This window comes from Pseudogulbenkiania sp. MAI-1 (assembly GCF_000527175.1).
Lineage (GTDB): Bacteria > Pseudomonadota > Gammaproteobacteria > Burkholderiales > Chromobacteriaceae > Pseudogulbenkiania.
Genome location: NZ_AZUR01000001.1, coordinates 227,485 through 251,513 on the forward strand (window position 1 = coordinate 227,485; position 24,029 = coordinate 251,513).

General features: G+C 68.1%; 23 protein-coding genes. 16 read left to right on the plus strand and 7 right to left on the minus strand.

Annotated features, from left to right (window positions below):
• Window positions 1-39 precede the first annotated feature (39 nt).
• Both PSEMAI1_RS0100975 and PSEMAI1_RS0100980 read right to left on the minus strand, forming a co-directional pair.
• A complete protein-coding gene (locus PSEMAI1_RS0100975) occupies window positions 40-549 on the minus strand; it encodes a CNP1-like family protein (protein WP_024301067.1) in 510 nt (169 codons plus the stop codon).
• Window positions 546-1,325, minus strand: a complete 780-nt coding sequence (locus tag PSEMAI1_RS0100980) for an NRDE family protein (RefSeq protein WP_024301068.1) — start codon at window positions 1,323-1,325, stop codon at window positions 546-548. Before PSEMAI1_RS0100980 ends, PSEMAI1_RS0100975 begins: the two co-directional genes overlap by 4 nt.
• 106 nt (window positions 1,326-1,431) lie before the next feature.
• On the opposite strand from PSEMAI1_RS0100980, the gene PSEMAI1_RS0100985 reads away from it, so the two are divergent.
• The 9 genes from PSEMAI1_RS0100985 to oppF all read left to right on the plus strand — a co-directional run bounded on the left by PSEMAI1_RS0100985 (window position 1,432) and on the right by oppF (window position 13,218).
• A complete protein-coding gene (locus PSEMAI1_RS0100985; RefSeq protein ID WP_024301069.1) occupies window positions 1,432-1,662 on the plus strand; it encodes a sulfurtransferase TusA family protein in 231 nt (76 codons plus the stop codon).
• 104 nt (window positions 1,663-1,766) lie between these two features.
• A complete protein-coding gene (gene pyrC, locus PSEMAI1_RS0100990) occupies window positions 1,767-2,795 on the plus strand; it encodes a dihydroorotase (protein WP_024301070.1) in 1,029 nt (342 codons plus the stop codon).
• A 135-nt stretch (window positions 2,796-2,930) separates the two neighbouring features.
• Window positions 2,931-4,019: an efflux RND transporter periplasmic adaptor subunit gene (locus PSEMAI1_RS0100995; RefSeq protein ID WP_024301071.1), complete on the plus strand. Its 1,089-nt coding sequence runs from the start codon at window positions 2,931-2,933 to the stop codon at window positions 4,017-4,019.
• Between the two features lie 5 nt (window positions 4,020-4,024).
• Entirely contained in the window at window positions 4,025-7,060 is a 3,036-nt protein-coding gene (locus tag PSEMAI1_RS0101000) for an efflux RND transporter permease subunit (RefSeq protein WP_024301072.1), read from the plus strand.
• Between the two features lie 320 nt (window positions 7,061-7,380).
• Complete coding sequence (locus PSEMAI1_RS0101005; RefSeq protein ID WP_232219812.1) at window positions 7,381-8,991, plus strand: peptide ABC transporter substrate-binding protein; 1,611 nt, start codon at window positions 7,381-7,383, stop codon at window positions 8,989-8,991.
• A gap of 366 nt (window positions 8,992-9,357) precedes the next feature.
• Window positions 9,358-10,278, plus strand: a complete 921-nt coding sequence (gene oppB / locus PSEMAI1_RS0101010) for an oligopeptide ABC transporter permease OppB (RefSeq protein ID WP_024301074.1) — start codon at window positions 9,358-9,360, stop codon at window positions 10,276-10,278.
• A 13-nt stretch (window positions 10,279-10,291) separates the two neighbouring features.
• The gene (locus tag PSEMAI1_RS0101015; protein WP_029770427.1) at window positions 10,292-11,209 is read left to right on the plus strand and encodes an ABC transporter permease subunit; all 918 of its coding nucleotides are present in this window, start codon (window positions 10,292-10,294) and stop codon (window positions 11,207-11,209) included.
• 13 nt (window positions 11,210-11,222) lie between these two features.
• Window positions 11,223-12,227 (plus strand): ABC transporter ATP-binding protein, encoded by a 1,005-nt coding sequence (locus PSEMAI1_RS0101020; protein ID WP_024301076.1) that lies wholly within the window; start codon window positions 11,223-11,225, stop codon window positions 12,225-12,227.
• Complete coding sequence (gene oppF, locus PSEMAI1_RS0101025) at window positions 12,220-13,218, plus strand: murein tripeptide/oligopeptide ABC transporter ATP binding protein OppF (RefSeq protein ID WP_024301077.1); 999 nt, start codon at window positions 12,220-12,222, stop codon at window positions 13,216-13,218. The genes PSEMAI1_RS0101020 and oppF overlap by 8 nt, the downstream gene beginning before the upstream one ends.
• A gap of 78 nt (window positions 13,219-13,296) precedes the next feature.
• On the opposite strand, the gene PSEMAI1_RS0101030 is transcribed toward oppF, so the two are convergent.
• Window positions 13,297-14,082: a ThiF family adenylyltransferase gene (locus PSEMAI1_RS0101030; protein WP_024301078.1), complete on the minus strand. Its 786-nt coding sequence runs from the start codon at window positions 14,080-14,082 to the stop codon at window positions 13,297-13,299.
• A gap of 97 nt (window positions 14,083-14,179) precedes the next feature.
• Entirely contained in the window at window positions 14,180-15,061 is an 882-nt protein-coding gene (locus tag PSEMAI1_RS0101035) for a LysR family transcriptional regulator (RefSeq protein WP_024301079.1), read from the minus strand.
• 95 nt (window positions 15,062-15,156) lie between these two features.
• Between PSEMAI1_RS0101035 and PSEMAI1_RS0101040 the strand changes: the two genes are divergently transcribed.
• The 5 genes from PSEMAI1_RS0101040 to PSEMAI1_RS0101065 all read left to right on the plus strand — a co-directional run bounded on the left by PSEMAI1_RS0101040 (window position 15,157) and on the right by PSEMAI1_RS0101065 (window position 19,840).
• The gene (locus PSEMAI1_RS0101040; protein ID WP_029770428.1) at window positions 15,157-16,089 is read left to right on the plus strand and encodes a DMT family transporter; all 933 of its coding nucleotides are present in this window, start codon (window positions 15,157-15,159) and stop codon (window positions 16,087-16,089) included.
• Window positions 16,026-16,229, plus strand: a complete 204-nt coding sequence (locus PSEMAI1_RS0101045; protein ID WP_024301081.1) for a 2-hydroxymuconate tautomerase family protein — start codon at window positions 16,026-16,028, stop codon at window positions 16,227-16,229. The genes PSEMAI1_RS0101040 and PSEMAI1_RS0101045 overlap by 64 nt, the downstream gene beginning before the upstream one ends.
• A gap of 118 nt (window positions 16,230-16,347) precedes the next feature.
• Window positions 16,348-16,581 (plus strand): hypothetical protein, encoded by a 234-nt coding sequence (locus PSEMAI1_RS0101050; protein ID WP_024301082.1) that lies wholly within the window; start codon window positions 16,348-16,350, stop codon window positions 16,579-16,581.
• A 128-nt stretch (window positions 16,582-16,709) separates the two neighbouring features.
• Window positions 16,710-17,741 carry a low-specificity L-threonine aldolase gene (ltaE, locus tag PSEMAI1_RS0101055; protein ID WP_024301083.1) on the plus strand — a complete coding sequence of 344 codons (1,032 nt, stop codon included), beginning with the start codon at window positions 16,710-16,712 and terminating at the stop codon, window positions 17,739-17,741.
• 68 nt (window positions 17,742-17,809) lie between these two features.
• Window positions 17,810-19,840: a prolyl oligopeptidase family protein gene (locus PSEMAI1_RS0101065; RefSeq protein WP_024301084.1), complete on the plus strand. Its 2,031-nt coding sequence runs from the start codon at window positions 17,810-17,812 to the stop codon at window positions 19,838-19,840.
• A 68-nt stretch (window positions 19,841-19,908) separates the two neighbouring features.
• Here PSEMAI1_RS0101065 and PSEMAI1_RS0101070 read toward each other — a convergent pair whose 3' ends face one another.
• Both PSEMAI1_RS0101070 and PSEMAI1_RS0101075 read right to left on the minus strand, forming a co-directional pair.
• Entirely contained in the window at window positions 19,909-20,436 is a 528-nt protein-coding gene (locus tag PSEMAI1_RS0101070) for a YfaZ family outer membrane protein (protein ID WP_024301085.1), read from the minus strand.
• Window positions 20,437-20,496: 60 nt separating this feature from the next.
• The gene (locus tag PSEMAI1_RS0101075; protein ID WP_024301086.1) at window positions 20,497-21,126 is read right to left on the minus strand and encodes a YceH family protein; all 630 of its coding nucleotides are present in this window, start codon (window positions 21,124-21,126) and stop codon (window positions 20,497-20,499) included.
• A 210-nt stretch (window positions 21,127-21,336) separates the two neighbouring features.
• On the opposite strand from PSEMAI1_RS0101075, the gene PSEMAI1_RS0101080 reads away from it, so the two are divergent.
• Both PSEMAI1_RS0101080 and PSEMAI1_RS0101085 read left to right on the plus strand, forming a co-directional pair.
• Window positions 21,337-22,110, plus strand: coding sequence for a TlyA family RNA methyltransferase (locus PSEMAI1_RS0101080; RefSeq protein ID WP_024301087.1), 774 nt, complete (start codon window positions 21,337-21,339; stop codon window positions 22,108-22,110).
• An 82-nt stretch (window positions 22,111-22,192) separates the two neighbouring features.
• The gene (locus tag PSEMAI1_RS0101085; RefSeq protein ID WP_024301088.1) at window positions 22,193-22,507 is read left to right on the plus strand and encodes a hypothetical protein; all 315 of its coding nucleotides are present in this window, start codon (window positions 22,193-22,195) and stop codon (window positions 22,505-22,507) included.
• A gap of 94 nt (window positions 22,508-22,601) precedes the next feature.
• On the opposite strand, the gene PSEMAI1_RS0101090 is transcribed toward PSEMAI1_RS0101085, so the two are convergent.
• Complete coding sequence (locus PSEMAI1_RS0101090; protein WP_024301089.1) at window positions 22,602-23,951, minus strand: glutamine synthetase family protein; 1,350 nt, start codon at window positions 23,949-23,951, stop codon at window positions 22,602-22,604.
• Window positions 23,952-24,029 lie beyond the last annotated feature (78 nt).

Consider the following 24,029-nt stretch of genomic DNA (forward strand, 5'->3'; position numbering starts at 1 on the left):
CCCGTTTTTCAGCGGGATGTCATGGGGCCGCTGGCGGCCTCAGCGCCACGGCGCCTTGCGCAGCATCGCCACGGCCTTGTCCGGGGACTTCGGCGCCCAGTTGTCCTGGCACAGGTTCTCGTGCAGGCGGCGGCGCATCAGGTCATCGTGCTCGATGGCGCGCCAGACCGGTTTCATCGACTCGATCCAGCGCCGGTTGACGGTGTCGCCGAAGGCATAGGTCCGGTACTGTTTCTGCCGGCACTGCAGGCCTTCCGCGCTGAGGTTGACCGCGCCGGAAGGGCTGACCACCTTGACCACGTAACGCACCACCTGGCCGTCCGGCACGGTGACGCTCTTGGCGTCGACGAAGTACTGGTTGTTCAGCGTATGGTGCACGAAGAAGCCGACCCAGTCGGCCTCGGCCGGGTAGGTCGGCAGGGTGTAGTCGGTTTCCTGCCAGGGCTGGTCGTCGTCGCTGGCATAGGTGGAATAGGTGCGCTTGTTGTCGCCGGCGCTGGCAGTAGCCATCGTGCCGGCGAGCAGCAGCAGCGTGATCAGTCGTTTCAAAGAGGTCTCCCGTGGGGCTGGAGCGGGCGCAGGCTATAGTGCCGGCGGCCGGCTTCGCGGCCGGCCATGCTCCAGGTCAATTCCGAAAAGTGTACATCGCCGCGGCCGGCCACGGTCAACAGCATGGAGCTGCGCGTGCCGTAGTCGCGGCTCTTGATGAAGATGGGCGCCAGCAGTTTTTCCAGGGCGAGCCCGACGCCGCTGTTGGGCAGGTGCTCGACCGGCGGCATGCCGTCGTCGGCCAGCCAGCGAAAGGCCTCGGCTTCGGACGGCGGGCGGGCGAGGCCGCGCAGTCGTTCGGCGAGCCGCTGCGCCTTGGGCCACGGCGTGTCCAGCGTGGCGTTGGACAGGGTGTGGATGCCCGGCGTGAGGCGGATCAGCCGGGCGCCGCGGCTATGGAAGTGGTAGAGGTCGTCGAGCTGGCCGAACAGCAGGTTGAACGGCGCGTAGCGGCCGTGCTCGGCCTTGAGCCAGGCGGCGAACGCCAGCGCGCTGTCCGCGCCTGTGACGAAGCGGGTGACCAGCTCGCCGCGCGTGCGTTCGCCGCGGCGCGCCTGGCCTTCGCGGATATTGGTGACCGCGGCGAAGCGGCCGCGCCTGTCCACGGCGAGCCAGCTGCCGCCGCCTTTCAGATCGCGCCCGCCCAGGGTGTCCGGGTGCTCCGGCGCCCACCAGTCGAGCGGGGCCGACGGGCGCGCGTAGTATTCGTCGCGGTTGGCGAGCAGCACCAGCGGGCCGAGGGCGGCGGTCTTGTAGGCGAGGGCGATCAGGCACATGGTCGGCGTCTGTTTGAGCGGGCGGGCGGAACCAGGCTTGGGGCCGTGCCCGACACGGCGTAAAATAACCGGATTATTGTAACGTGAATGGCGCGGAGAAGCCGCTATGCAGCCAGACAGACTGATCGACCTTTCCGGACTGAATTGTCCGCTCCCCATCCTGCGCTCGAAGAAGGCCCTGGCCGAGATGGACAGCGGCACGGTGCTGGAGGTGATCGCCACCGATCCCGGCGCGCCCAAGGATTTCGAGGCGTTCTGCCGCCAGACCGGCAACGCCCTGCTGGTCTCGGAAACCACGGCGGAAGGCAAGTTCCGCATGGTGATCCGCCGCAAGTGAGCGCCCACGGCAAAATTGTTATACCATAACATTTTGCCGATCCGCCGACCCATCCTGTGTCCTGCGCCCCGAGGTTGCCGGACCCGACCGAGAAAGACCTGCCCGTGAAGCTGACCCTGACCCGCCCCGATGACTGGCACCTGCACGTCCGCGACGATGCCGCCCTGGCGGCGGTGCTGCCCGATACCTGTCGCCAGATGGGCCGCGCCATCATCATGCCCAACCTCAAGCCGCCGGTGACCACGGTGGAGGCCGCCGCCGCCTACCGCGAGCGCGTGCTCGCCGCGCGCCCCGCCGGCAGCGCCTTCGAACCACTGATGACGCTGTACCTGACCGACAACACTTCGGCCGAGGAAGTGAAGAAGGCCAAGGCCAGCGGCTTCGTGCACGGCGTGAAGCTGTACCCGGCCGGCGCCACCACCAACTCCGACGCCGGCGTCACCAGCATCGACAAGGCGATGCCGGCGCTCGAGGCGATGGCCGAGATCGGCCTGCCGCTGCTGGTACACGGCGAGGTGACCGATCCGGCGGTGGACGTGTTCGACCGCGAGGCGGTGTTCATCGAGCGCGTGTTCCAGCCGCTGATGGCGCGCCTGCCGCAATTGAAAGTGGTGTTCGAGCACATCACCACCAAGGACGCCGCCGAGTACGTCGCCGCGGCGCCGGCCAACGTCGCCGCCACCATCACCGCGCATCACCTGCTGATGAACCGCAACGCCCTCTTCGCCGGCGGCATCCGCCCGCATCACTATTGCCTGCCGGTGTTGAAGCGCGAGCTGCATCGCCAGGCGCTGGTCAAGGCGGCGACTTCGGGCAGCACCAAGTTCTTCCTCGGCACCGACAGCGCGCCGCACGCCCGCCACACCAAGGAGAACAGCTGCGGCTGCGCCGGCATGTACACCGCCAACGCCGCCATCGAGCTCTACGCCGAGGCGTTCGAGGCGGCCGACGCGCTGGACAAGCTGGAGGGCTTCGCCAGCTTCCATGGCCCCGATTTCTACGGCCTGCCGCGCAACGCCGATACCATCACGCTGGTGAAGGAGAGCTGGACGGTGCCCGCCAGCCTGCCCTACGGCGACCACGAGCTGGTGCCGCTGCGCGCCGGCGAGACCATCGGCTGGAAGCTGCTCTGAGCGGTTTTCCGCCTGCTGACCGTCCCCCGAAGCCCGGACCCGTCCGGGCTTTTTTACGCCTGTCACGAGTGCGCCCGAAATGAACCATACTGTGCTTATCAATACTGGGCAAATCATGCGGAGTGGCCGATCACGATGCGCGTCACGGCTTACATGGCACTGGTCCTGCTGCTCGCCGCGTGCGGCGGCAAGGAACAGGCGGGGAAGGAGACAGGCGGCGGCAAGTCGGCGCTCAACATCAGCACGCTGACGGTGGCGCCGCGCGCGCTGGCCGAGACCGTGCGGGTGTACGCCGAGGTCGAGGCCGCGGTGGCGCCGGAGGTGGCAGCCGAGGTCAGCGGGCGGATCACCGCGGTGCTGGTGGAGGAGGGGCAGCAGGTCCGTGCCGGCCAGCCGCTGGCGCGGCTCGATGCGGCCAACCTCGCCGATGCCAGGCACATGGCCGAGGCCGAGGTCGAGCGGCTGCAGGCGCTGGTGGTGCAGCAGATGTCGCAGGTTAAGCGTGACAGTATGCTGGTCGAGCGCGGCTTCATTTCGCCGTCGGCGATGGAGTCGTCGTCGTCCGCCCTGGCGGCGCTGCAGCAGCAGCTGGAGGCGGCGGAGTCGGCCGCGGCGATCAAGCGGCGCGATGCCGGCAAGGCGGTGATCGTCGCGCCACTTTCCGGCCAGCTCGAGGCGCGACTGGTCAGCGTGGGCGATTTCGTCGGCGTCGGCAAGGTGCTGTTCCGCATCAACGCCAGCGGCGCGCGCCGCGTCAAGCTGGCGGTGGGGGGCGAGGCCGGGGAGCGGTTGCAGCCGGGGCAGGCGCTGCGATTGAGCGACGGCAGCCGGACGGCCGAGGTCAAGCTGAGCGAGGTGCGCGCCGGTTTCGATGCGGCCAGCCGCTCGCGCGTGGCCTACGCGCCGTTACCGGCCGATACGCCGTGGCGTGTCGGCGACGCGCTCGACGGCGAGCTGACGCTGTCGCGAAAAACCGCGCTGGCGGTGCCGCTGCCGGCGGTGGTCGAGCGCCCCAAGGGCATGGTGGTGTACGTGGTCAAGGACGGCCGGGCGCGCGAGCGCGCGGTGTCCACCGGCTTGGGGTCGGGCGACTGGGTGGAGATCGTCTCCGGCCTGAAGGCGGGGGAGACGGTGGCGGTGGACGGAGCCGGCTTCCTGTCGGACAAGGCCAAGGTCAAGCCGGTCGAGGCCGTTGACGGCAAGCCGGCGGCCGGGGGAGGGTAGCTCCGGTGCTACACCTGATCGAGCTGTTCGTACGGCGCCATGTGCTGGCCTTTGTGCTGTCGGCGGTGGTGGCGTTGTTCGGCGTGGTGGCCTACCAGCGCATCGGGGTGGACCGCTACCCGGCCATCGAGCAGCCGGTGCTGACGGTTACCACTCGTCTGCCCGGCGCCTCGCCCGAGGTGATCGACCAGAGCGTGACCCAGCTCATCGAGGCCGCGGTCAACAGTGTGCCCGGCATCGACATCCTCGATTCCACCTCGTATACCGGGCGTTCCTCGGTGACCATCCTGTTCGACCTCGACAAGAACATCGACGTGGCGTTCGCCGAGGTGCAGGCCAAGATCGAGCAGGTGCGCCGCAGCCTGCCCGAGCAGGCCGAGTCGCCGGTGATCAGCAAGACCGACGACAACGCCGCGCCCATCCTGTTCCTGGCCCTGACTGGCGACCGCACCGAACGCGAGCTGTTCCGTTTTGCCGACACCGTGCTCAAGAAGCAGTTGGAAACCATCGACGGCGTGGGCGAGGTCAGCATCCGCGGCCGCGGCGAGCGGCTGATCCGGGTCGAACTCGACCCGGTGCAGCTGGCAGCGTACAAGCTGACCGCGCGCGATGTGCAGGCCGCCTTCGAGCGCGAGCACCGTCAGGAGGCGGGCGGCTATCTGATTGCCGGGCCGCGCGAGTACCTGGTCGATCTCGACCAGGAGTTCCACCGCGTCTCGGCCCTGAAGGGGCTGGTGATCGGCTGGTACGGGCAGGCGCCGGTCAAGCTGGGCGACGTGGCGCGGGTGGTGGACGGCGAGGCCGACGTGCGCATGCTGAGCCGCTTCAACCGCCAGCCCAGTGTCAGCATCGGCATCGTGCGCATCCCCAACACCAATACCGTGGCCATCGTCGACGCGGTGCTGAGCCGGATCGACCGTGAGATCCGGCCGACGTTGCCGCCGGGGCTAACGCTGTCGATCGCCGCCAATTCCGCCGATTTCATCCGCGAGATGGTGCATGCGTTGCAGGAGCACCTGCTTGAGGGTACGGTGCTGGCGGCGCTGGTGGTGTGGGGCTTCCTGCGCAACTGGCGCGCCACGCTGATCGTGGCGCTGGCGATCCCGGTGTCACTGCTGGGCGCCGTCGCGGTGATGTATTTCCTCGGCTACACCTTCAACGCCATTTCGCTGTTGGCGCTGCTGCTCCTGATCGGGGTGGTGGTCGACGACGCCATCGTGGTGCTGGAGGCCATCCACCGCCGCGAGGAGAACGGCGAGGAGCCGCTGCCGGCGGCGATCCACGGCACGCGCGAGGTGGTGTTCGCGGTGGTGGCGGCTACCTTGTCGCTGGTGGCGATCTTTCTGCCGGTGGTGTTCCTGTCGAGCACCGTCGGCCGGCTGTTCAATACCTTCGCCGTGGTGGTGTCGTGCGGGGTGCTGGTGTCGCTGCTGGTGGCGGTGACGCTGACACCGATGCTGTGCTCGCGCTTCCTCAAGGCCCAGCCGCGTCATGGCCGGGTGTTCCGCGGCTTCGAGCAGGTGTTCGAGGGCATGGAGCACGGCTACAAGGCGCTGCTGTCCTGGGCCCTGCATCACCCGTGGAGCGTGCTGATCGGCACCGCACTGCTGGTGGCGGCGGGGCTGACCTCGTTCACCCTGCTCAAGGTCGAGTTTTATCCCAAGGAGGACGAGGGACGCTTCCAGATGTCGCTGAAGGTGCCGGTCGGTGCCAGCCTGGCGTACAACGACGCGCGCACCCGGCTGATCGAGAAGAAGCTGGCCAAGATTCCCGAAGTGGACGCGGTGCTGGCCTTGGTCGGCGGCTCTGGCGGCCGCAATGCCTACGAGACGCGGCTGGTGGTCAGGCTCAAGCCGCGCGAAGAGCGCACGCGCACCCAGGAGGCGGTGATGAAGGAGGCGCGCAAGAAGGCGCAGGGCGTGCCGGGGGTCAAGGTCAACGCCTATCCCTACCCGCGGGCCGGCGAGGGCAGCGGCGGACAGTTCAAGTTCAACGTGGTCGGGCCGGAGCTGGCGCAGGTCGGCCGGCTGGCGGATGGCTTTGCCGAGCGGCTGGCGAACTATCCCGAGCTTGGCAGCTTCGACCGCCGCGCCGAGAACCGCCTGCCGATGCTGACGCTCGCGGTGCGGCGCGAGGCGGCGGCACGCGCCGGGCTGTCCACGGCCGACGTGCTGGAGGCGCTGAACCTGCTGACCGCCGGGGCCGAGGTGGGCAATTTCTCCGATGGCGACGGCAACCGCTACGAGATCCGCGTCAAGGCCGCCGAGGCTGCCCTGACCCGGCCGCAGGACCTCGAGTCGGTCTACCTGCGCAACGCCGCCGGCACCCTGGTGCCGCTGGCCGGCGTGGCCCAGGTGCAGCACCGGCTGGGACCGACGCAGATCAGCCGCATGGGCCAGATGTATTCGGTGGGGCTGACCAGTTCCCCCGAACTGCCGCTGGCCGAGGCCATGCAGCTGGTACGCCGTGAAGCGGCGGGTTTTTTGCCGTCGGGCTACCGCATCGAGTTCCTCAGCGAGGCGCGCGAACTGGAGCGTACCGGCGGCGAGCTGGTGGCGGTGTTCGTGCTGGCCTCGCTGATGCTGTACCTGATCCTCGCCGCCCAGTTCAACAGTTTCCGCCAGCCGGCGCTGATCATGCTGGCCGAGCCGCTGGCGCTGGTGGGCGGGCTTCTGGCCTTGTGGCTGACCGGCCAGACGCTGAACGTCTACTCGGTGATCGGGCTGGTGCTGTTGATCGGGCTGGTGGCCAAGAACGGCATCCTGCTGGTGGACGTCACCAACCAGTACCACATGCAGGGGCTGACGGTGGACGAGGCCTTGCGGGTGAGCTGCCCGATCCGCTTGCGCCCGGTGCTGATGACCACGCTGACCGTGATCCTGGCGATGCTGCCGGCCGCCTTCGGCCTGGGGGCGGGGGCCGAGACCAACGGCCCGCTCGCCATCGCGGTGATCGGCGGACTGATCTTCTCGACCGTGCTGACGCTGCTGATCATTCCCTGCGGCTACCTGCTGCTGGAGCGCCATGGCTTGCGGCATTGACGTCGTCATGGTGCCGCTCGCCGGCCGGGCAGGCTCGCGCATCGCACTAAGTAACTGATTCTTATCTACGAATTTCGGAGAATCCGACGCGGTATCGTGTTGTTCAACGTATAACAAACACGCATATATATTGTCATTTACTGAATGGATGTGATGTTTGAACTGTGAAATACTCCTGCCACCATTCGAGGGTGGGCTCGATATCCCGAGCACCCCCCGGGGCGTAGCGACCGGCTGTTCGCCGATAGAGCGGACGACGGCTCGATGCAAGGCCCGCTCAGTCAGGGCTGCTAACAGGAGAATAGTGCATGAGAAAAACGATGATGCTTCACGCAATGACGGTATCCGTAGCGCTGGCACTGGCCGGCGCATCGGGTGTGGCGCTGGCGGCCAAGGTGCCGGCCGGGGTGCAACTGGACGCCAAGCAGGAGCTGGTGCGCAACAACGGCTCCGAGACCGAGTCGCTGGACCCGGCGCTGGCCGAGTCGGTCGGTGCCAACAACCTGACTCGCGACCTGTTCGAAGGCCTGACCGCCACCGACGCCGAGGGCAAGGTGGTGCCGGGTGTGGCCGAGTCCTGGAAGCAGAAGGATCCGACCACCTGGGTGTTCAGCCTGCGCAAGAACGCCAAGTGGTCCGACGGCACGCCGGTGACCGCCGACGACTTCGTGTACGGCATTCGTCGTTTCCTCGATCCCAAGACCGCCTCGCCGTACGCCACCACCTACGGCATCTTCCTGCTCAACGGCAAGGAAGCCGCCGAAGGCAAGAAGCCGACCAGCGAGGTCGGTGTCAAGGCGCTGGACAAGTACACCCTCGAGATCAAGACCCCGTACCCGGTGGCCTTCCTGCCGGAGCTGGTGTCCAACAACCAGCTCGGTCCGCAGCCCAAGGCCGCCATCGACAAGTTCGGCAAGGACTGGACCAAGCCGGGCAAGCTGGTCAGCAACGGCGCCTTCGTGCTGAAGGACTGGCAGGTCAACAGCAAGATCGTGCTGGAAAAGAACCCGCAGTACTGGGACGCCAAGAACGTCCAGCTGAACAAGGTGACCTATCTGCCGGTGGAAGACGGCTTCGCCGACGTCAAGCTGTTCCAGTCCGGCGAGAACGACTGGGTGTACCAGCTGCCGCCGGGCACCTACGACAAGTACAAGGCCGAATACCCGAAAGACATCAAGAACGCTCCGATGCTCGGCCTGCGCTACTACGGCTTCAACAACAAGGACCCGCTGTTGAAGGACGTGCGCGTGCGCAAGGCGCTGTCGATGGTGATCGACCGCGACATCCTGTCCAAGAAGATCACCGCCGACGGACAGGCTCCGGCCTACAGCGTGATCGTCAAGGGCACCGCCGGTGCCGACGTGACCAGCTACGACTGGGCCAGCTGGCCGATGGCCAAGCGCGTGGCCGAGGCCAAGAAGCTGCTGGCCGAAGCCGGCGTGCAGCCGGGCACCAAGGTCAAGTTCGCCTACAACACCAGTGAATATCACAAGAAGATGGCGATCTTCGCCGCTTCGGAATGGAAGACCAAGCTCGGCCTGAACACCGACATGGAAAGCATGGAGTTCAAGGTGCTGCTGAAGAAGCGTCACGACGGCGAGTACCAGATCGGCCGTAACGGCTGGGTGGCCGACTACAACGACGCCACCACCTTCCTCGCGCTGGTGCAGTGCGGCAACGACCAGAACGACAACTTCAACTGCAACCCGAAAGCCGAAGAGCTGATCAAGCAGGGCAACCAGTCGCTCGATCCGGCCAAGCGCAAGCAGCTCCTGACCCAGGCCACCAAGATGATCATGGACGACTACCCGGCGCTGCCGCTGCTGCAGTACACCGTGCCGCGCCTGGTGAAGTCCTACGTCGGCGGCTACTCCACCAAGAACCCGATGGACCGCTATCGCAGCAAGGACCTGTACATCATCAAGCACTGAGAACCCACTTCATCAGACGGCTGCGCCTGCGCATCTTGAGCTCGTAGGATGGGTGAAGGCACTCTGTGCCGGAACCCATCGGCATCGATCGATGGGTTTCGCTTTGCTCCACCCATCTACGCTTCCGGCAGCGCTCAACCTGCTTGGGCTCGCTCGTCTACTGAACGGGTTCTACGCTTGAGATGAGGTTCCGGGGAGGCCGCCAGGCCTCCCGACCGGCTCGCCGCCCTGCCTGAGGGCGGCGGCCGGTGTCCGTCGGCGCGATTTTCCTGTCCTTGCTCCGTATCCTGCGGCGCGGCCGGTGACGGCCTGTGCCGGGTCGGCGCATGGCCGGAGCGCGCGACGCGTGTTTCAAGGAGATGCTCCATGTGGTCTTACGCTTTCCGCCGCGTGCTGATGACGATCCCGACCCTGCTCGTCGTCATCACCGTCTGTTACCTGATGCTGCATGCCACCCCTGGCGGGCCGTTCGACGGCGAACGCAAGGTGTCGGAGGCAGTGCTGGCCAACCTGCAGGCCAAGTACCACCTCGACATGCCCTTGTGGCAGCAATACCTGTATTACCTGAAGGGCCTGTTGCAGGGCGACCTGGGCGCCTCGTTCCGCTACGCCGACTGGAGCGTGAACGACCTGGTGGCCAAGGCCCTGCCGGTGTCGGCCACGATCGGTGGCGGCTCGCTGCTGATCTCGGTGGTGATCGGCGTCGGCCTCGGCATCGTCGCCGCGCTGCGCCAGAACAGCCTGGTCGATTACCTGGTGATGCTGATCGGCAATATCGGCAGCGCCTTTCCGTCGTTCGTGATCGGCCCGGTGCTGATCATGGTGTTCGCGATCTGGCTTGGCGTGGCGCCGGCCGGCGGCTGGAACGACTTCGACGTGCGCTACATGCTGCTGCCGATGGCCTTGCTGACCTTCATCAACGTCTCGACCATCGGCCGGGTGATGCGCGGCAGCCTGATCGAGGTGCTGAACAGCAACTTCATCCGTACCGCGCGCGCCAAGGGGCTGCCGCTCTCCACCATCGTGTTCCGCCACGCGCTGAAGCCGGCGCTGCTGCCGGTGGTGTCGGTGCTGGGGCCGCTGGCGATCTCGTCGATCACCGCCGCGGTGGTGACCGAGTCGGTGTTTTCCTTGCCCGGCATCGGCAAGCTGATCGTCAACGGCGCCGCCAACCGCGACTACACCCTGGTGCTGGGGCTGGTGGTGCTGGTGACCGTGGTCGCCGTGGTACTGAACCTGCTGGTCGACCTGGCCTACGCGCTGCTCGACCCGAAAATCCGTTATTGAGCGAGGAATCGTGATGCTGTTCCAACGCAAACAATCGGCGCTGGCCGCGGTGCTCGACGGCGCCGCCACCGTGGCACCGGTCGAGGGGCGCAGCCCCTGGGTCGACGCCCGCCACCGCTTCCTGCGCAACAAGGCCGCCGTGGCAAGTCTGGTGATCCTGACCCTGATCACGCTGGCCTGTATCGTCGGGCCGCTGCTCCTGCCCAACGCCTTCGACGACACCGACTGGGACGCCATGAGCGTGGCGCCGACGCTGCAGGGCTGGCACTGGTTCGGCACCGACGAGTTGGGGCGCGACCTGTTGGTGCGCTGCCTGATCGGCGGGCGCATTTCGTTGATGGTGGGGCTGATGGCGACCATCGCCTCGGTCACCATCGGCATCGTCTGGGGCGCCACCGCCGGTTTCTTCGGCGGCAAGGTCGATTCGCTGATGATGCGCCTGGTGGACATGATGTACGCCGTGCCCTACTTGCTGATCGCGATCCTGATGGTGACGCTGTTGGGGCGCGAGTTTTCCCTGGTGGTGCTGACCATCACGGTGTTCTCGTGGATGGACATGGCGCGTGTGGTGCGCGGCCAGACGCTGTCGATCCGCTCCAAGGAGTTCATCGAGGCGGCCCGCGCCATCGGCGTGCCGACGCGGCAGCTGATCTTCCGCCACGTGGTGCCGAACCTGCTGGGGATCGTGGTGATCTACACCACGGTGACGGTGCCGGGCGTGATCCTGACCGAGTCGGTGCTGTCCTTCCTCGGTCTTGGGGTGCAGGAACCGATGACCAGCTGGGGCGTGCTGATTGAGGACGGCGTCGGGGTGATGGAGACCACGCCGTGGATCCTGCTGTTCCCGGCCGGGTTGCTGTCGCTCACGCTGTACTGCGCCAACTACGTCGGGGACGGCCTGCGCGATGCGCTGGACCCGAAAGACCGCTGAGCCGGAGAACGAGATGTCACAGTTGCAAGTAAATAATCTTGGCGTGCGCTTTGCCACGCTGGACGGCGAGGTGCAGGCGGTCAACGGCGTCAGCTTCGAGCTGGAGCGCGGCCAGACCCTGGGGATCGTCGGCGAGTCCGGCTCCGGCAAGAGCCAGAGCGTGCTGGCGATGATGGGGCTCCTGGCGAAGAACGGCCTGGCCAGCGGAGAAGCGCTGTACCAGGGCAAGAACCTGCTGACGATGAGCCCGCGCGAACTCAACCGCATCCGCGGTAACCGCGTGTCGATGATCTTCCAGGACCCGATGACCTCGCTCAATCCCTACCTGACGGTGGAGCGGCAGATGACCGAGGTGCTCGAACTGCACAAGGGCATGCGCCGCAAGGAGGCCAGGAAGCGTGCGATCGAGCTGCTGGAAGCGGTGCGCATCCCGGATGCGGCGCGGCGCATCGACATGTACCCGCATGAATTCTCCGGCGGCATGCGCCAGCGCGTGATGATCGCCATGGCGCTGTTGTGCGAGCCGGAGGTGCTGATCGCCGATGAGCCGACCACCGCGCTCGACGTCACGGTGCAGGCGCAGATCCTGGCCTTGCTCAAGGACCTGCAGCGCGATTTCGGCACCGCCATCATCATGATCACCCACGACCTGGGGGTGGTGGCCGGGCTGTGCGACCGCGTGATGGTGATGTACGGCGGCCGCGTGATGGAGCAGGGGCCGGCCGAGAACATCTTCTACCAGCCCTCGCACCCGTACACCATCGGCCTCTTGGGCGCGCTGCCGCGTCTCGATCACGACGGCGACGAGTTGCTGAGCATCCCCGGCAACCCGCCCAATATGGCCAACATGCCCAAGGGCTGCCCGTTCTTTGAGCGTTGCGTCCATGCCAGTGAGCGCTGCGCCAGGGAACTGCCGGCGCTGGTCCCGGCCAGCCACCGGGCGGACGTGCTGCGCGCCTGCCACAAGCCGGCCGAGCAACTGATCCCGACGATGCACAAGGAGGTGGCCCGTGCCTGAGCCAACCGCAAAGCAGCCGATCCTGTCGGTACGAGACCTCAAGGTCCATTTCCAGGTCAGCGCCGGCGACAAGGCCTGGCCGTGGCCCCCGAAGAGGGTGTTGAAGGCGGTCGACGGCGTCAGCTTCGACCTGTACGCCGGCGAAACCCTGGGCGTGGTCGGCGAATCCGGCTGCGGCAAGTCGACGCTGAGCCGCGCCATCCTCAACCTGATCCCGGCCACCGGCGGCGAGATCGTGTGGATGGGCAAGGATCTGCGCAAGGGTTCCGAGCGCGACTGGCATGCGGTGCGCCGCGACATCCAGATGATCTTCCAGGACCCGCTGGCCTCGCTCAATCCGCGCATGACCGTGGCCCAGATCATCGGCGAGCCGCTGCGCGTGCACCGCCCCGAACTGTCGGGCGAGGAGGTGATGAAGCGGGTCAAGGCGATGATGGCCAAGGTCGGCCTCAGGGAGCAGATGATCAACCGCTACCCGCACGAGTTCTCCGGCGGCCAGTGCCAGCGCATCGGCATCGCCCGCGCGCTGATCCTCGAGCCCAAGCTGATCATCTGCGACGAGCCGGTGTCGGCGCTCGACGTGTCGATCCAGGCGCAGATCATCAACCTCTTGAAGGAGCTGCAGCACGAGATGGGGCTGGCGCTGATCTTCATCGCGCACGACCTGGCGGTGGTCAAGCATATCTCCGACCGCATCCTGGTGATGTACCTGGGACGCGAGATGGAGATGGCCGACAAGCACGCCTTGTACGCCAAGCCGAGCCACCCCTACACCCGCGCGCTGCTGTCGGCGATTCCGATCCCCGACCCGGCGCTGGAGCGTGCCAAGCAGATCCAGCTCCTGGGCGGCGACCTGCCGAGCCCGCTCAACCCGCCGTCCGGCTGCGTGTTCCGTACCCGCTGCCCGCTGGCCCAGGCGCGCTGCGCCAGCGAAGTGCCGACGCTGCGTAGGCTCGACGCGGCGACGCAGAGCGCCTGCCTCTTGGCCTGAACCGGGCTTTGGCCAACATGACAACGCCCCGCCCGTTGGGGCAGGGCGTTGTCGTTGCCGGCCTCGGCGGCAACAGTCCTACTTGGTGCGCGCCGGCTTGGCCAGCGCCTTCAGCGCGTGGGCGGCGGCGGCCAGGCCGAAGCTGGCGGTGACCGCCATGCTGGCGCCGAAGCCGGCGCACGACAGCCCCTGCGGGCCGTGCTCGCCGACGTCGCAGCTCGGCGCGTCGGGGTAGACCAGCTGTTCGGTGGAGAACACGCAGGGCACGTGCAGCTTCTTGCCCGCCTCGCGGGGGAAGCCGTGGCGGCGACGCAGGTTGTAGCGCAGCTTGGACAGCAGCGGGTCGTAGGTGACCTCGCCCAGGTCGGCCACGCGGATCTGTGTCGGGTCCATCTGGCCGCCGGCACCGCCGGAGACGACGAAGGGCTGGCGCCGCTTGACGCACCACGCCGCCATGGCGGTCTTCACGCGCAGGTTGTCGATGGCGTCGATGACGAAGTCGTAGCCGCGCCCCAGCATCGCCTCGAGGTTGCCTTCCTCGACGAAATCTTCGATTTCCACCACCTCGCACGCCGGGTTGATGGCGCGCACCCGTTCCGCCAGCACGCTGACCTTGGCGCGGCCATAGTGCGGGTCGAGCGCCGGCAACTGGCGGTTGGTGTTGGATTCGGCCACGTTGTCGAGATCGATCAGGGTCAGCTTGCCGATGGCGCTGCGCGCCAGTGCCTCCACCGCCCACGAACCGACGCCGCCCACCCCGATCACGCAGACGTGGGCATGGCGGAAGCGCTCCAGCGCCGCCTCGCCGTAGAGGCGGGCGATGCCGCCAAAGCGGCGGTCGAGATCGGCATCGGACGGGTTCATCAACATCTCCGGCAGGCGTCAAAGCGGCGAAGGATACTGCATGCGCGGCTCCCGGACCAGCGGTGCCCGGTATGGGACGTGGCGCGCGGCCGACAGTTCAGGACGGCGTGGCCTCGTCGTCGAGCAGGTAGTCGGCGAAGCGCGCGATCACCGCGCGCGGCTGGCTGCGCTTCCAGACCAGCAGCGTGGGCGCGTGCGCGGTGGCGGGAGGCAGCCGGTGGCGCGCCAGCGCGGCCTGGCCGGCGTACTGGTCGAGCAGCTTGTCCGGCACCAGCGCCACGCCCATGCCGGCGGCGGCGCAGCCGAGGATGGCGTGGTAGGAGGACAGCTCGACCTGACGCTGCGGCAGTCGGCCGGCGCTGGCAAACCAGTCTTCCAGCCGCTGGCGGTAGCCGCAGCCGGGCTGGAATGCCAGCAGCGTGTCCTGGGCCACGTCGCGGGCGTCGCGCACCGGCGGATGGTCGAGCGCCGTCACCAGCACCAGCTCCTCGACGCCGATGATGCGGCTGTCGAGCCGGGCATCGAGTTCCCCGCCCACCGGCTCGGCCACCAGCGCCGCGTCCACCTCGCCGCGCAGCACGCGCTGGCACATCGGCAGCGACGGGCCGGTGGAGAGCTCCAGCTCGACCTCGGGATAGTCGCGGTGGAAGCGGCTCAGCGGCAGCGGCAACCGGGTGGCGGCGGTGTTTTCCATCGAACCCAGGCGGAAACGTCCGGCCAGGCGCTGTCCGGCCAGCTCGTTGCGGGCGGCGGCGGCCAGCCCGAGCAGCTGGCGGGCGTAGCCCAGCAGGCGTTCGCCGTCGGCGGTGAGCACCAGTTGGCGGCCCTCGCGCTCGAACAGGCTGACACCGAGATCCTGTTCCAGCTTGCGGATGCGGGTGGTGACGTTGGACTGCACGCGGTGCAGCCGCTCGGCGGCGCGGGTGACGCCGCCGGCTTCCACCACGGTGCAGAACACGGTGAGGTCGGAGAGATCCATCTCGATACGAGAACGTTTCGATAATAATTATTCATTTTACCGCATTGCTGCCGGCGCGCTACCTTGTCGTACATGAACTTGAAGGAGAAGGTGCCATGCGTCGCGGAATGCTGTTTGCCGTATTGGCCGTGCTGATCTGGAGCGGCTTCATCGTGGTGTCGCGGCTGGGCGGCAAGAGCGCGCTGACGCCGTACGACATGGTGGCGCTGCGCTTCGGCGTCGGCGCCGTACTGCTGCTGCCGTTGTGGGCATGGCGCCGCACCCGGCTGCTGGATGGGCGCCTGCTGCGCCTGGGGCTGATCGGGGCGCTGGGCTACGCGCTGCTGGCGTACTGGGGCTTCCGCCTGTCGTCGGCGCTGCACGCAGCGGTGCTGCTGCCGGGCCTGCTGCCCTTCCTGGTGCCGCTGCTGCTGTGGTGGCTGCTGGGCGAGCTGCCGGCACCGGCCAAGCTGGTCGGGCTCGCCCTGATCGCCGCCGGGGTGGGCTGCGTGGCGGTGGAGAACTTCGCCGGTGCTACGAGCGGCTGGGGCGATGTGTTGCTGGTCGGCTCGGCGCTGTGCTGGGCCTGGTACAGTGTGACGATACGCCGCTACGCCATCCACCCGCTCGACGCCACCATCGGCAGCGCGCTGTGGGCGGCGCTGTGCTTCCTGCCGGTCTATCTGCTGTGGCTGCCGTCCGGCCTCGCCTCCGCCCCCTGGGGGGCCATCCTGCTGCAGGCGTTCTACCAGGGCGCGCTGGCGGTGGTGGTGACCATGCTGCTCTATCTGTACGCCGTCGAGCACATCGGCGCGGCGCGCATGGGGGCGATGATGGCGCTGGTGCCGGCCCTCTCCGGCGTGCTGGCGCTGTGGCTGCTGCAGGAACCGTTGTCCGGCTGGCTGCTGGCCGGGCTGGCGCTGAGCAGCGCCGGCGCCTGGCTGGTGGTCCGTCCCCCGTCGTTTTCATCCACAAGGAGCTTTGCATGCCTTACGTCAATATCAAGATTACCCGCGAGGGCGCCACGGCCGAGCAGAAGGCCGAACTGATCCGCGGTGCGACCCAACTGCTGGTCGACGTGCTGGGCAAGAATCCGGCCACCACGGTAGTGGTGATCGACGAGGTCGATACCGACAACTGGGGCATCGGCGGCGAGAGCGTGACGCTGCGGCGCCAGGCGGGGAAATAGGGATTGCGGCTGGCGGTCGCCGGCCCGGCTGGCTATGCTGGACAATGAGACCGTCAAGAACGGCCAAGGCGTTCCGCTGGCGGCTCGTCCCTCCGTCCTCAAACGTGGAGACAGACCCATGAAGCAGCAGCCGAGATTCGACATCGACCTCGACAAACACTACAACCCTACCGTGGTCATTGCCTGCGACCAGTGCGGGCATGAAACGCGTCAGCATCTCGATACCCTGGCCCCCGATCAGGCCGCCGCCTTGCGCTGCGACTGCGGTGCCGACATTTCGATGGACAGTACCACGCTCGACAAGGCCCACCGCCTTGCCAGCGAGATCAAGCAATCCTACCGCATCCACTAGTAAGGACCCGACTGACCGTGCAGGACTGACAGCCGGCATGCGCTGCTGGCACAATCAGGCAAGAGCCTGATCGACGATTCGTTACGACGGCGGCCACGAGCCGCCGTCGGTCATTCCAAGGGGAAACCATGCAGTGGATTGATATACGCAGCGACACCGTGACCCAGCCCACGCCGGCTATGCGCCAGGCGATGTTCGACGCCCCGGTCGGCGACGACGTTTACGGCGACGACCCGACCGTGCAGGAACTGGAACGCGTGGCGGCCGAGCGGCTGGGCAAGGAAGCGGCGCTGTTCGTGCCCAGCGGCAACTTCGGCAATCAGCTCGCGCTCCTGACCCACTGCCGGCGTGGCGACGAGGTGATCCTCGGCGACGACTGCCACATCGTCTGGCACGAGACCGGCGGCGCGGCGGTGATCGCCGGGGTGCAATTGCGGACCATCGCCAGTCCGGACGGCGTACTCGATGCCGCCGAGGTGAAGAAGCGCATCCGCGTCGGCGACGACATCCACCATCCGAACACCGGCCTGATCTGCCTGGAGAACGCTCACAGCAACGGCCGGGTGATCCCGCTTGCCGCGATGCAGGCGGTGGCCGAGGTAGCCCAGGCCCACGGCGTGCCGGTGCACCTGGACGGTGCGCGCGTGTTCAACGCCGCCACCACGCTTGGCTGCGACGTGCGCGACATCACGCGCCACGCCGATACCGTGATGGTGTGCCTGTCCAAGGGGCTGGCGGCGCCGGTCGGCTCGATCCTGGCCGGCCCCGCCGGGTTCATCGCCCGCGCGCGCAAGAACCGCAAGCTGATGGGCGGCGGCTGGCGCCAGGCCGGCGTGCTGGCCGCGCCCGGACTGATCGCGCTGACCGAGATGACGCAACGCCTGGCCGAGGACCACGCCAACGCGCGCTACCTGGCCGAGCAGCTGGCGGCGCTGCCGGGAGTGACGGTGGATCTCGCCAGTGTCGAGATCAACATGGTGTGGTTCCGGCTGGCCGAGTCGGTCGACACGGCGCGGCTGATGGCGGCGCTGACCGAGGCCGGCATCAAGGCCAATCCCCCGGAGGCCGGCATGATGCGCATCGTGACACACTGGCAGGTCGGTCGCGCCGAGGTCGACCGCGTGCTGGCGGCGCTGGCGACGGTGCTGGCGGCGGCCTGACACAAGGTTGGCCGAAGGCCGGGGGGGCGTGCTACCCTCGGCCCATAGCAACCTTCGGCCAATCCGACATGCCTGACCACGATCCCCACCGCTGGCTGGAAAGCCTCGACAGCCCCGACGTCGCCCGCTGGGTGGACGAGCAGAACGCGCGTACCCGGGCGCAGCTCGACGCCGACCCGCGCTTCGTACCGCTCGCGGAGGACATCCTCGCCACGCTGCGCGACACGCGCCAGATTCCGTTCTTCGCCGAACACGCCGGCTGGCTGTACAACTTCCACCAGGATGAAACCCACCCGCGCGGCATCTACCGCCGCACCACGCTCGACGCCTACCGCGCCAACACGCAGGATTGGCAGACCGTGCTCGATCTCGACGCGCTGGCTGCGGCGGAGGTGGTCGACTGGTACCTCGACGGCGTGTCGCACTACACGCTGCAACCGTCGCGTGTGCTGCTGAGCCTGACCCCGGGCGGTTCCGACGCCACCGTGACGCGCGAGTACGACCTCGAGGCGCAGGCCTTCGTCGCCGGCGGCTTCGCCTTCCCCTACGGCAAGAACCATATCGCCTGGCGCGACCTCGACAGCGTGTTCGTCTGCCCGGCCTGGGAAGACGAGCAACTGAGCCGCGCCGGCTATCCGCGCGAGGTGTGGTTGCTCGAGCGCGGTCAGGGCTGGGACGCCGCCGTGCCGCTGCTCAAGCTGCCTGACGAGGCGATGATGGCGGCCGCCTGGCGCTTCCTCGACGCCGATGCGACCTCGTTCGACATCGTCGAAGCGTCCGACTCCTTCTACAGCAAGACCTACTACCACCTCGCCGCCGACTGCACGCTGACCGCGCTGCCGCTGCCGCCGAAGAGCGAGATCGAGGCCTACAGCCACGGCGATCTGATCGTCAAACTGGCCGACGACTGGAGCGTTCACGGCCAGCATTACGCCGCCGGCACCTTGCTCGCCGTGGCCTGCGATGCCGCGAGCGGTCAACTGGGCCGCATCGCCGTGCTGTTCGAGCCGGGCGAGCGCCAGTCGGTGGAAATGGTCGAGGCCACGCTGAACCTGCTCGCCGTCATCGTGCTCGACAACGTCAAGAGCCGGCTCGTTACGCTGCGCCGCGTCGGTGACGAGTGGCAGGAATTCGCCAACCCGCTGCCGCAGGACGGCGTGATCGAGTTTGCCGACCAGCCGTGGCAGAGCGATCTGCTCTACTACAGCTACAGCGACTTCCTCACCCCGGCCGGGCTGTACCGCATCGACCTCGCCCGCGACACGGCGCCCGAGGTGCTGCGCCAGCAGCCGGCGGCGTTCGACGCCAGCGGTTTCGTCGCCGAGCAGTGGTACGCCACGGCACCGGACGGCACCGCGATTCCCTACTTCATCGTGCGCCCGCGCGAGCTGCCGTTCGATGGCAGCGCACCGACCTTGCTGTACGGCTACGGCGGCTTCGAAGTACCGATGATGCCCTACTACATGGACAACTTCGGCCCGCAATGGCTGGAGAAAGGCGGCGTGTTCGCGGTGGCCAACATCCGCGGCGGCGGCGAGTTCGGCCCGGCTTGGCACCAGGCGGCGCAAGGGGTGAAGCGCGCGGTCAGCTTCGACGACTTTGTCGCGGTGGCCGAGGACCTGATCGCGCGCGGCGTTACCTGCCCGCGCCGGCTCGGCATCGAGGGCGGCAGCAACGGCGGCCTCTTGGTCGGCGCCGCCATGACGCGCCGTCCCGACCTGTTCAACGCCGTGGTGTGCGAGGTGCCGCTGTTGGACATGCTGCGCTACACCGAGCTGTTGGCCGGGGCGAGCTGGATCGACGAGTACGGCGACCCGGAAGACCCGGAAACGCGCGTGCACCTCGCCGCCTACTCGCCTTACCACCAGGTGCGGCCTGACGCGCGCTACCCGCTTGCGCTGTTCACCACCAGCGCCAAGGACGACCGCGTGCACCCGGCACACGCGCGCAAGATGGTGGCACGCCTGGCCGAGCACGGCCACGACGCGCTGTTCATCGAGACCGACGCCGGCGGCCATAGCGGTAACACCGGCCAGCAGCAGACCGCGGCCGAACTGGCGCGGGTGCTGGTGTACCTCTACCGCCAGTTGATGGACTGAGAGGCCACCAAATCAAACGCCCCGGCAGCGAACTGACCGGGGCGTTGTCGTATCAGGCGTAGAACGGCTTAGAACTGCAGGCCGACGCCGAGGTAGGGGCCGTCCGCCAGCTTGCGGTTGCGCTGGGCATCCTCGCGCTTGACGTCGAAGTAGCGGTAGCCGGCTTCCACGGTGAACAGCGGCACCGGGTTCCAGCGTACGCCGGCGTTGGCGTCGTTGACTTCGCGGATGCTGCCGCTGGAGGTGCCGGACGGGGCGTGGTAGGCCTGGCCGAACAGGCTGAAGTTGGAGCCCAGGTCCAGCGCGGCGCGGCCGCCCAGGGCGCCCGCCGTGCCGTCGCCGTCGGCGTCGACATAGATCGCCTTGGCGCCGGCGGCGACGGTCAGCGGGCCGGCCGGGACGGCGAACTCCATCCCGAGGCCGGCGCTCTCGCCGTTGTGCTTATGGTTGAGGTAGTCGGCAGTGAAGCCGATGCCGAGTCCGCTCGGGGTGCGCGACAGCGTGACGTAGTCGTCGCCGGCGCCGAGCGACAGGTTGCCGGCCTGGGCCAGGCTGCTGGCGGCCACGAGGCCGAGGAGGAGGGTGGTCTTCTTCATGTGTTCTCCGGAGGGAAGTTGCTGCGGGGAACGGAGTAGACCATGCCCGGCACCGTCGGTTCAACCGCCGAGCAGATCCACCAGTTCGGCCAGCCGTGTTTTCAGCGCCGCCACTTCGGCTTCCAGCGCGGCGACCCGGCCGGCCAAGCCGACGTCGATGGCCGCGGCCGGGGCGCTGATCGGCGGCGTCGGCTCGCCGCAGAGCAGGTGCGCCCAGCGTGCCTCGCGCTCGCCCGGCTGGCGCTCCAGCTTGACCACCAGCGGCGGGTATTTGTCGGCCAGCGCGGCCAGCGCGGTATCGACCTCGTCCACGCCGGAGAAGGCGTAGATGCGCCCGGCCTTGCTGCGGATCTCGGCCGAGGTCTGCGGGCCGCGCAACAGCAGTACGCACAGCGCGGCGAGCCGCGCCCCGTCGATGTTCCAGGCGTAGGGCAGGCGATGCTCGTACTTGGCCACGCGGCTGCCGGCCGGCAGCCGCTCGCCGATCAGCTTCTGCTCCAACAGGCTCGCGAGCGCCTGGCTCAGCTCGGCTTCGGACAACTGCATCACCGGCTCGCGGCTGGTCAGCTGGTTGCAGGCGGTGAGCAGCCCGTTGAGCGTCATCGGGTAGGCGTCCGGGGTGAGCGCCTGCTTTTCGATCAGCGCGCCCAGAATGCGCACTTCCGCCGCGTCGAGTTGGTGAGTATCCATGCCATGCTCCCTTGTTGTCGCTTATGCCGCGATGATCGCACCAAGCCGCTTTCCCGCCAACCCTCGGCCCGTGTTGCTCTCCGCACTTTGCTTGAGCAGGCGCAAGGAAGGTCGCGATCGTGCCCGGCATCATCGGCTGAGCCGGCTGCTTGACAGCGCGCGGTGCCGACGCCACCCTGTGCTCTTTTTTCGAACGCCCATAAGCACATCATGATCCGAGCCGACCTTCTCCTGCTGGAACAAGGCCTTGCGCCTTCGCGCACCGCCGCGCAGAACCTGATCGCCGCCGGCCGGGTCAGCGTCGCCGAGGACGGGCGCGCCGTGCCGGTCGCCAAGGCGAGCCAGAAGCTGGCGCCGTCGGCGCGGCTCTTGGTGACGCCGGACGAGGCCGACCGTTTCGTCTCGCGCGGTGGGTTGAAGATGCAGGGCGCGCTGGCGGCTGCCGGGCTCGACGTGAGCGGGCTGTGCGCGCTCGACGTCGGTCAGTCCACCGGCGGCTTTACCGACTGCCTGCTGCAGTCGGGCGCGAGCCGGGTGGTGGGGGTGGACGTGGGGCACGGCCAGCTCGCCGCCCGCCTGGCCGAGGATCCGCGCGTGACCTTCTTCGAAGGCGTCAACGCCCGCGCGCTGGACCACGCGGCGCTGCTCGCCGCCAACCACGGCGTGCCGTTCGACCTGATGGTGTGCGACGTGTCGTTCATCTCGCTGACGCTGGTGCTACCCTCGGCGCTACCCTTGATCGGCCCCGGCGGTTACCTGCTGTCGCTGGTCAAGCCGCAGTTCGAGGTGGGGCGCTCCGGCATCGGCCGCGGCGGCATCGTCAAGGACGAGGGGCTGTACGACGGGGTGAGGCAGACCATCACCACGCTGGTGCAGCAGCTCGGTTTCGAGGTGCTCAAGTGGTTCGATAGCCCGATCAAGGGCGGTGACGGCAACCGCGAGTTCTTCATCTTCGCGCGCCGTCCGCTCCATATGGTGGGGTGAGTTCCCTCGCCGGCGCTGATTCGACCCGGCTTTAGGCTTATGGAATAATGGCAAACGATTGTTCGAAAGGAGACTCCGACTGATGGTCGAATTTCTGTCGATAATGGCGGTCGTCCTGCTGGCCCTGCTCATCTGGGTGATCCGCTCGCGTCGTCCACAGGCCAACCGCATCCTGGACGACAGTCCCGGCTACGCGCGCCACACCCAGACCCGTCCGGTCGATGTTCCGTCGCAGATGACGGGGCGCGATTACGGCATACTGTTGCGTGCCGCGCACGGCGACCGCAGCCGGCTGGAAACCTGGGTGGTGGCCGAACAGCAGCGCGCCACGCCGCCGCTCAGCCGCGACGAGGCGATCGAGCGCCTGGCCGAACGGCTGAGGCTGTCGCGCAGCTGAGCCTTTTCACGGTCACACAACACGGCCCCGCTTCGGCGGGGCCGTGTCGTTTCCGGAGGATGCGTGACCAAAGGCAGGCACCACTGCGGCAGGCTCAGGCCAGCAGCCCGAGGTGGCGCCGCTCCCACGGTGTGACCTGCTGGTGGTAATCGGCCAGTTCCAGCTCCTTCACCGCCAGGTAGGCCCGCACGAATTCCTCGCCGAACAACTGCCATGCGCTCGGGGCGGCGGCCATGGCGGCCAGCGCGGCGTCGAGCGTGGCGGGCAGGCTGGCCTCGCCCTGCTTGAACACGTTGCCCACCGCCGCTGCTTCCGGTTCCAGCCGCTCGGTCAGGCCCAGCAGGCCGGCGCCGAGGCTCGCCGCCAGCGCCAGGTAGGGGTTGGCGTCGGCGCCCGGCAGGCGGTTCTCAACGCGCCGCGCCGCAGGCTCGCCGTGCGGCACGCGCAGCCCGACCGAGCGGTTGTCCTCGCCCCAGGACAGGTTGACCGGCGCCGCCAGGCCCTTGACGAAGCGGCGGTAGGAGTTGGGGCTGGGGCAGAACAGCGGCAGCAGCGCCGGCAGGTGGCGCTGCAGGCCGGCGATGAAGTGTCGGAACAGCGGGCTGGCGCTCCCGTCGGGCCGGCTGAACACGTTGCGGCCCTGCGCGTCGACCAGGCTCTGGTGCAAATGCATCGAGCTGCCGGGCTCGCCGGCCAGCGGCTTGGCCATGCACACCGCCGACAGGCCGTGGCGGTGGGCGGTTTCCTTGAGCAGGTACTTGAACAGGAAGGTGTGGTCGGCGAGCCGCAGCGCCTCGCCGTGGCGCAGGTTGATCTCGAACTGGCTCGGGCCCATCTCGTGCACGAAGGTATCGGTGACGATGCCGAGCTCGTCGCAGCCGCGGTAGACCTCGTCGAAGAACGGGTCGAGGTCGTTGCGCGCCGACAGGCTGAAGGCGTCGCCGCCGGTTTCGCACCGCCCGCTGCGCAGTGTCGGTGGCCGGAACGGCGTGGCGCCGCCGTCGTGCGTGGCGAACAGGTAGAACTCCAGCTCCGGCGCCACCACCGGGGCGAGGCCGCGCGCGGCGTAGCCGGCCAGCACCTGCTTCAGCACCGAGCGCGGCGCCAGCGGCGAGAGCCTGCCGTCGTGGTCGACGTTGTCGCAGATCGCCACGGCGCGCGCGCCGCCGCTCCAGGGGGCGCGGCGCAGCGTGGCCGGATCGGGGCGCAGCGTGACGTCCGGGTCGTGCTCGCCGTAGAAGCGGTAGTCGGGAAACTCGCCGGTGCAGCCCTGGATGGCGACGGCGCGGGCGATGCGCACTTCCTGGCCCTGGCCGAAGGCGGCGGCCGGCAGCGTCTTGCCGCGCGGAAAGCCGGTGAGGTCGGCGAAGATGAGTTCGACCTCGCGGATGCGCTCGGTGCGCAGCCAGTCGGTCTGGGCGGCCGGCAGGGCGGTGGCGGGCATGCGTCTCTCCCTTGGCAGGCGCCGGCGCCGCCTGTCAGCCCGTCGTGGGCGGGTCGTGTCGCTCGTGGGCGGCGTGCG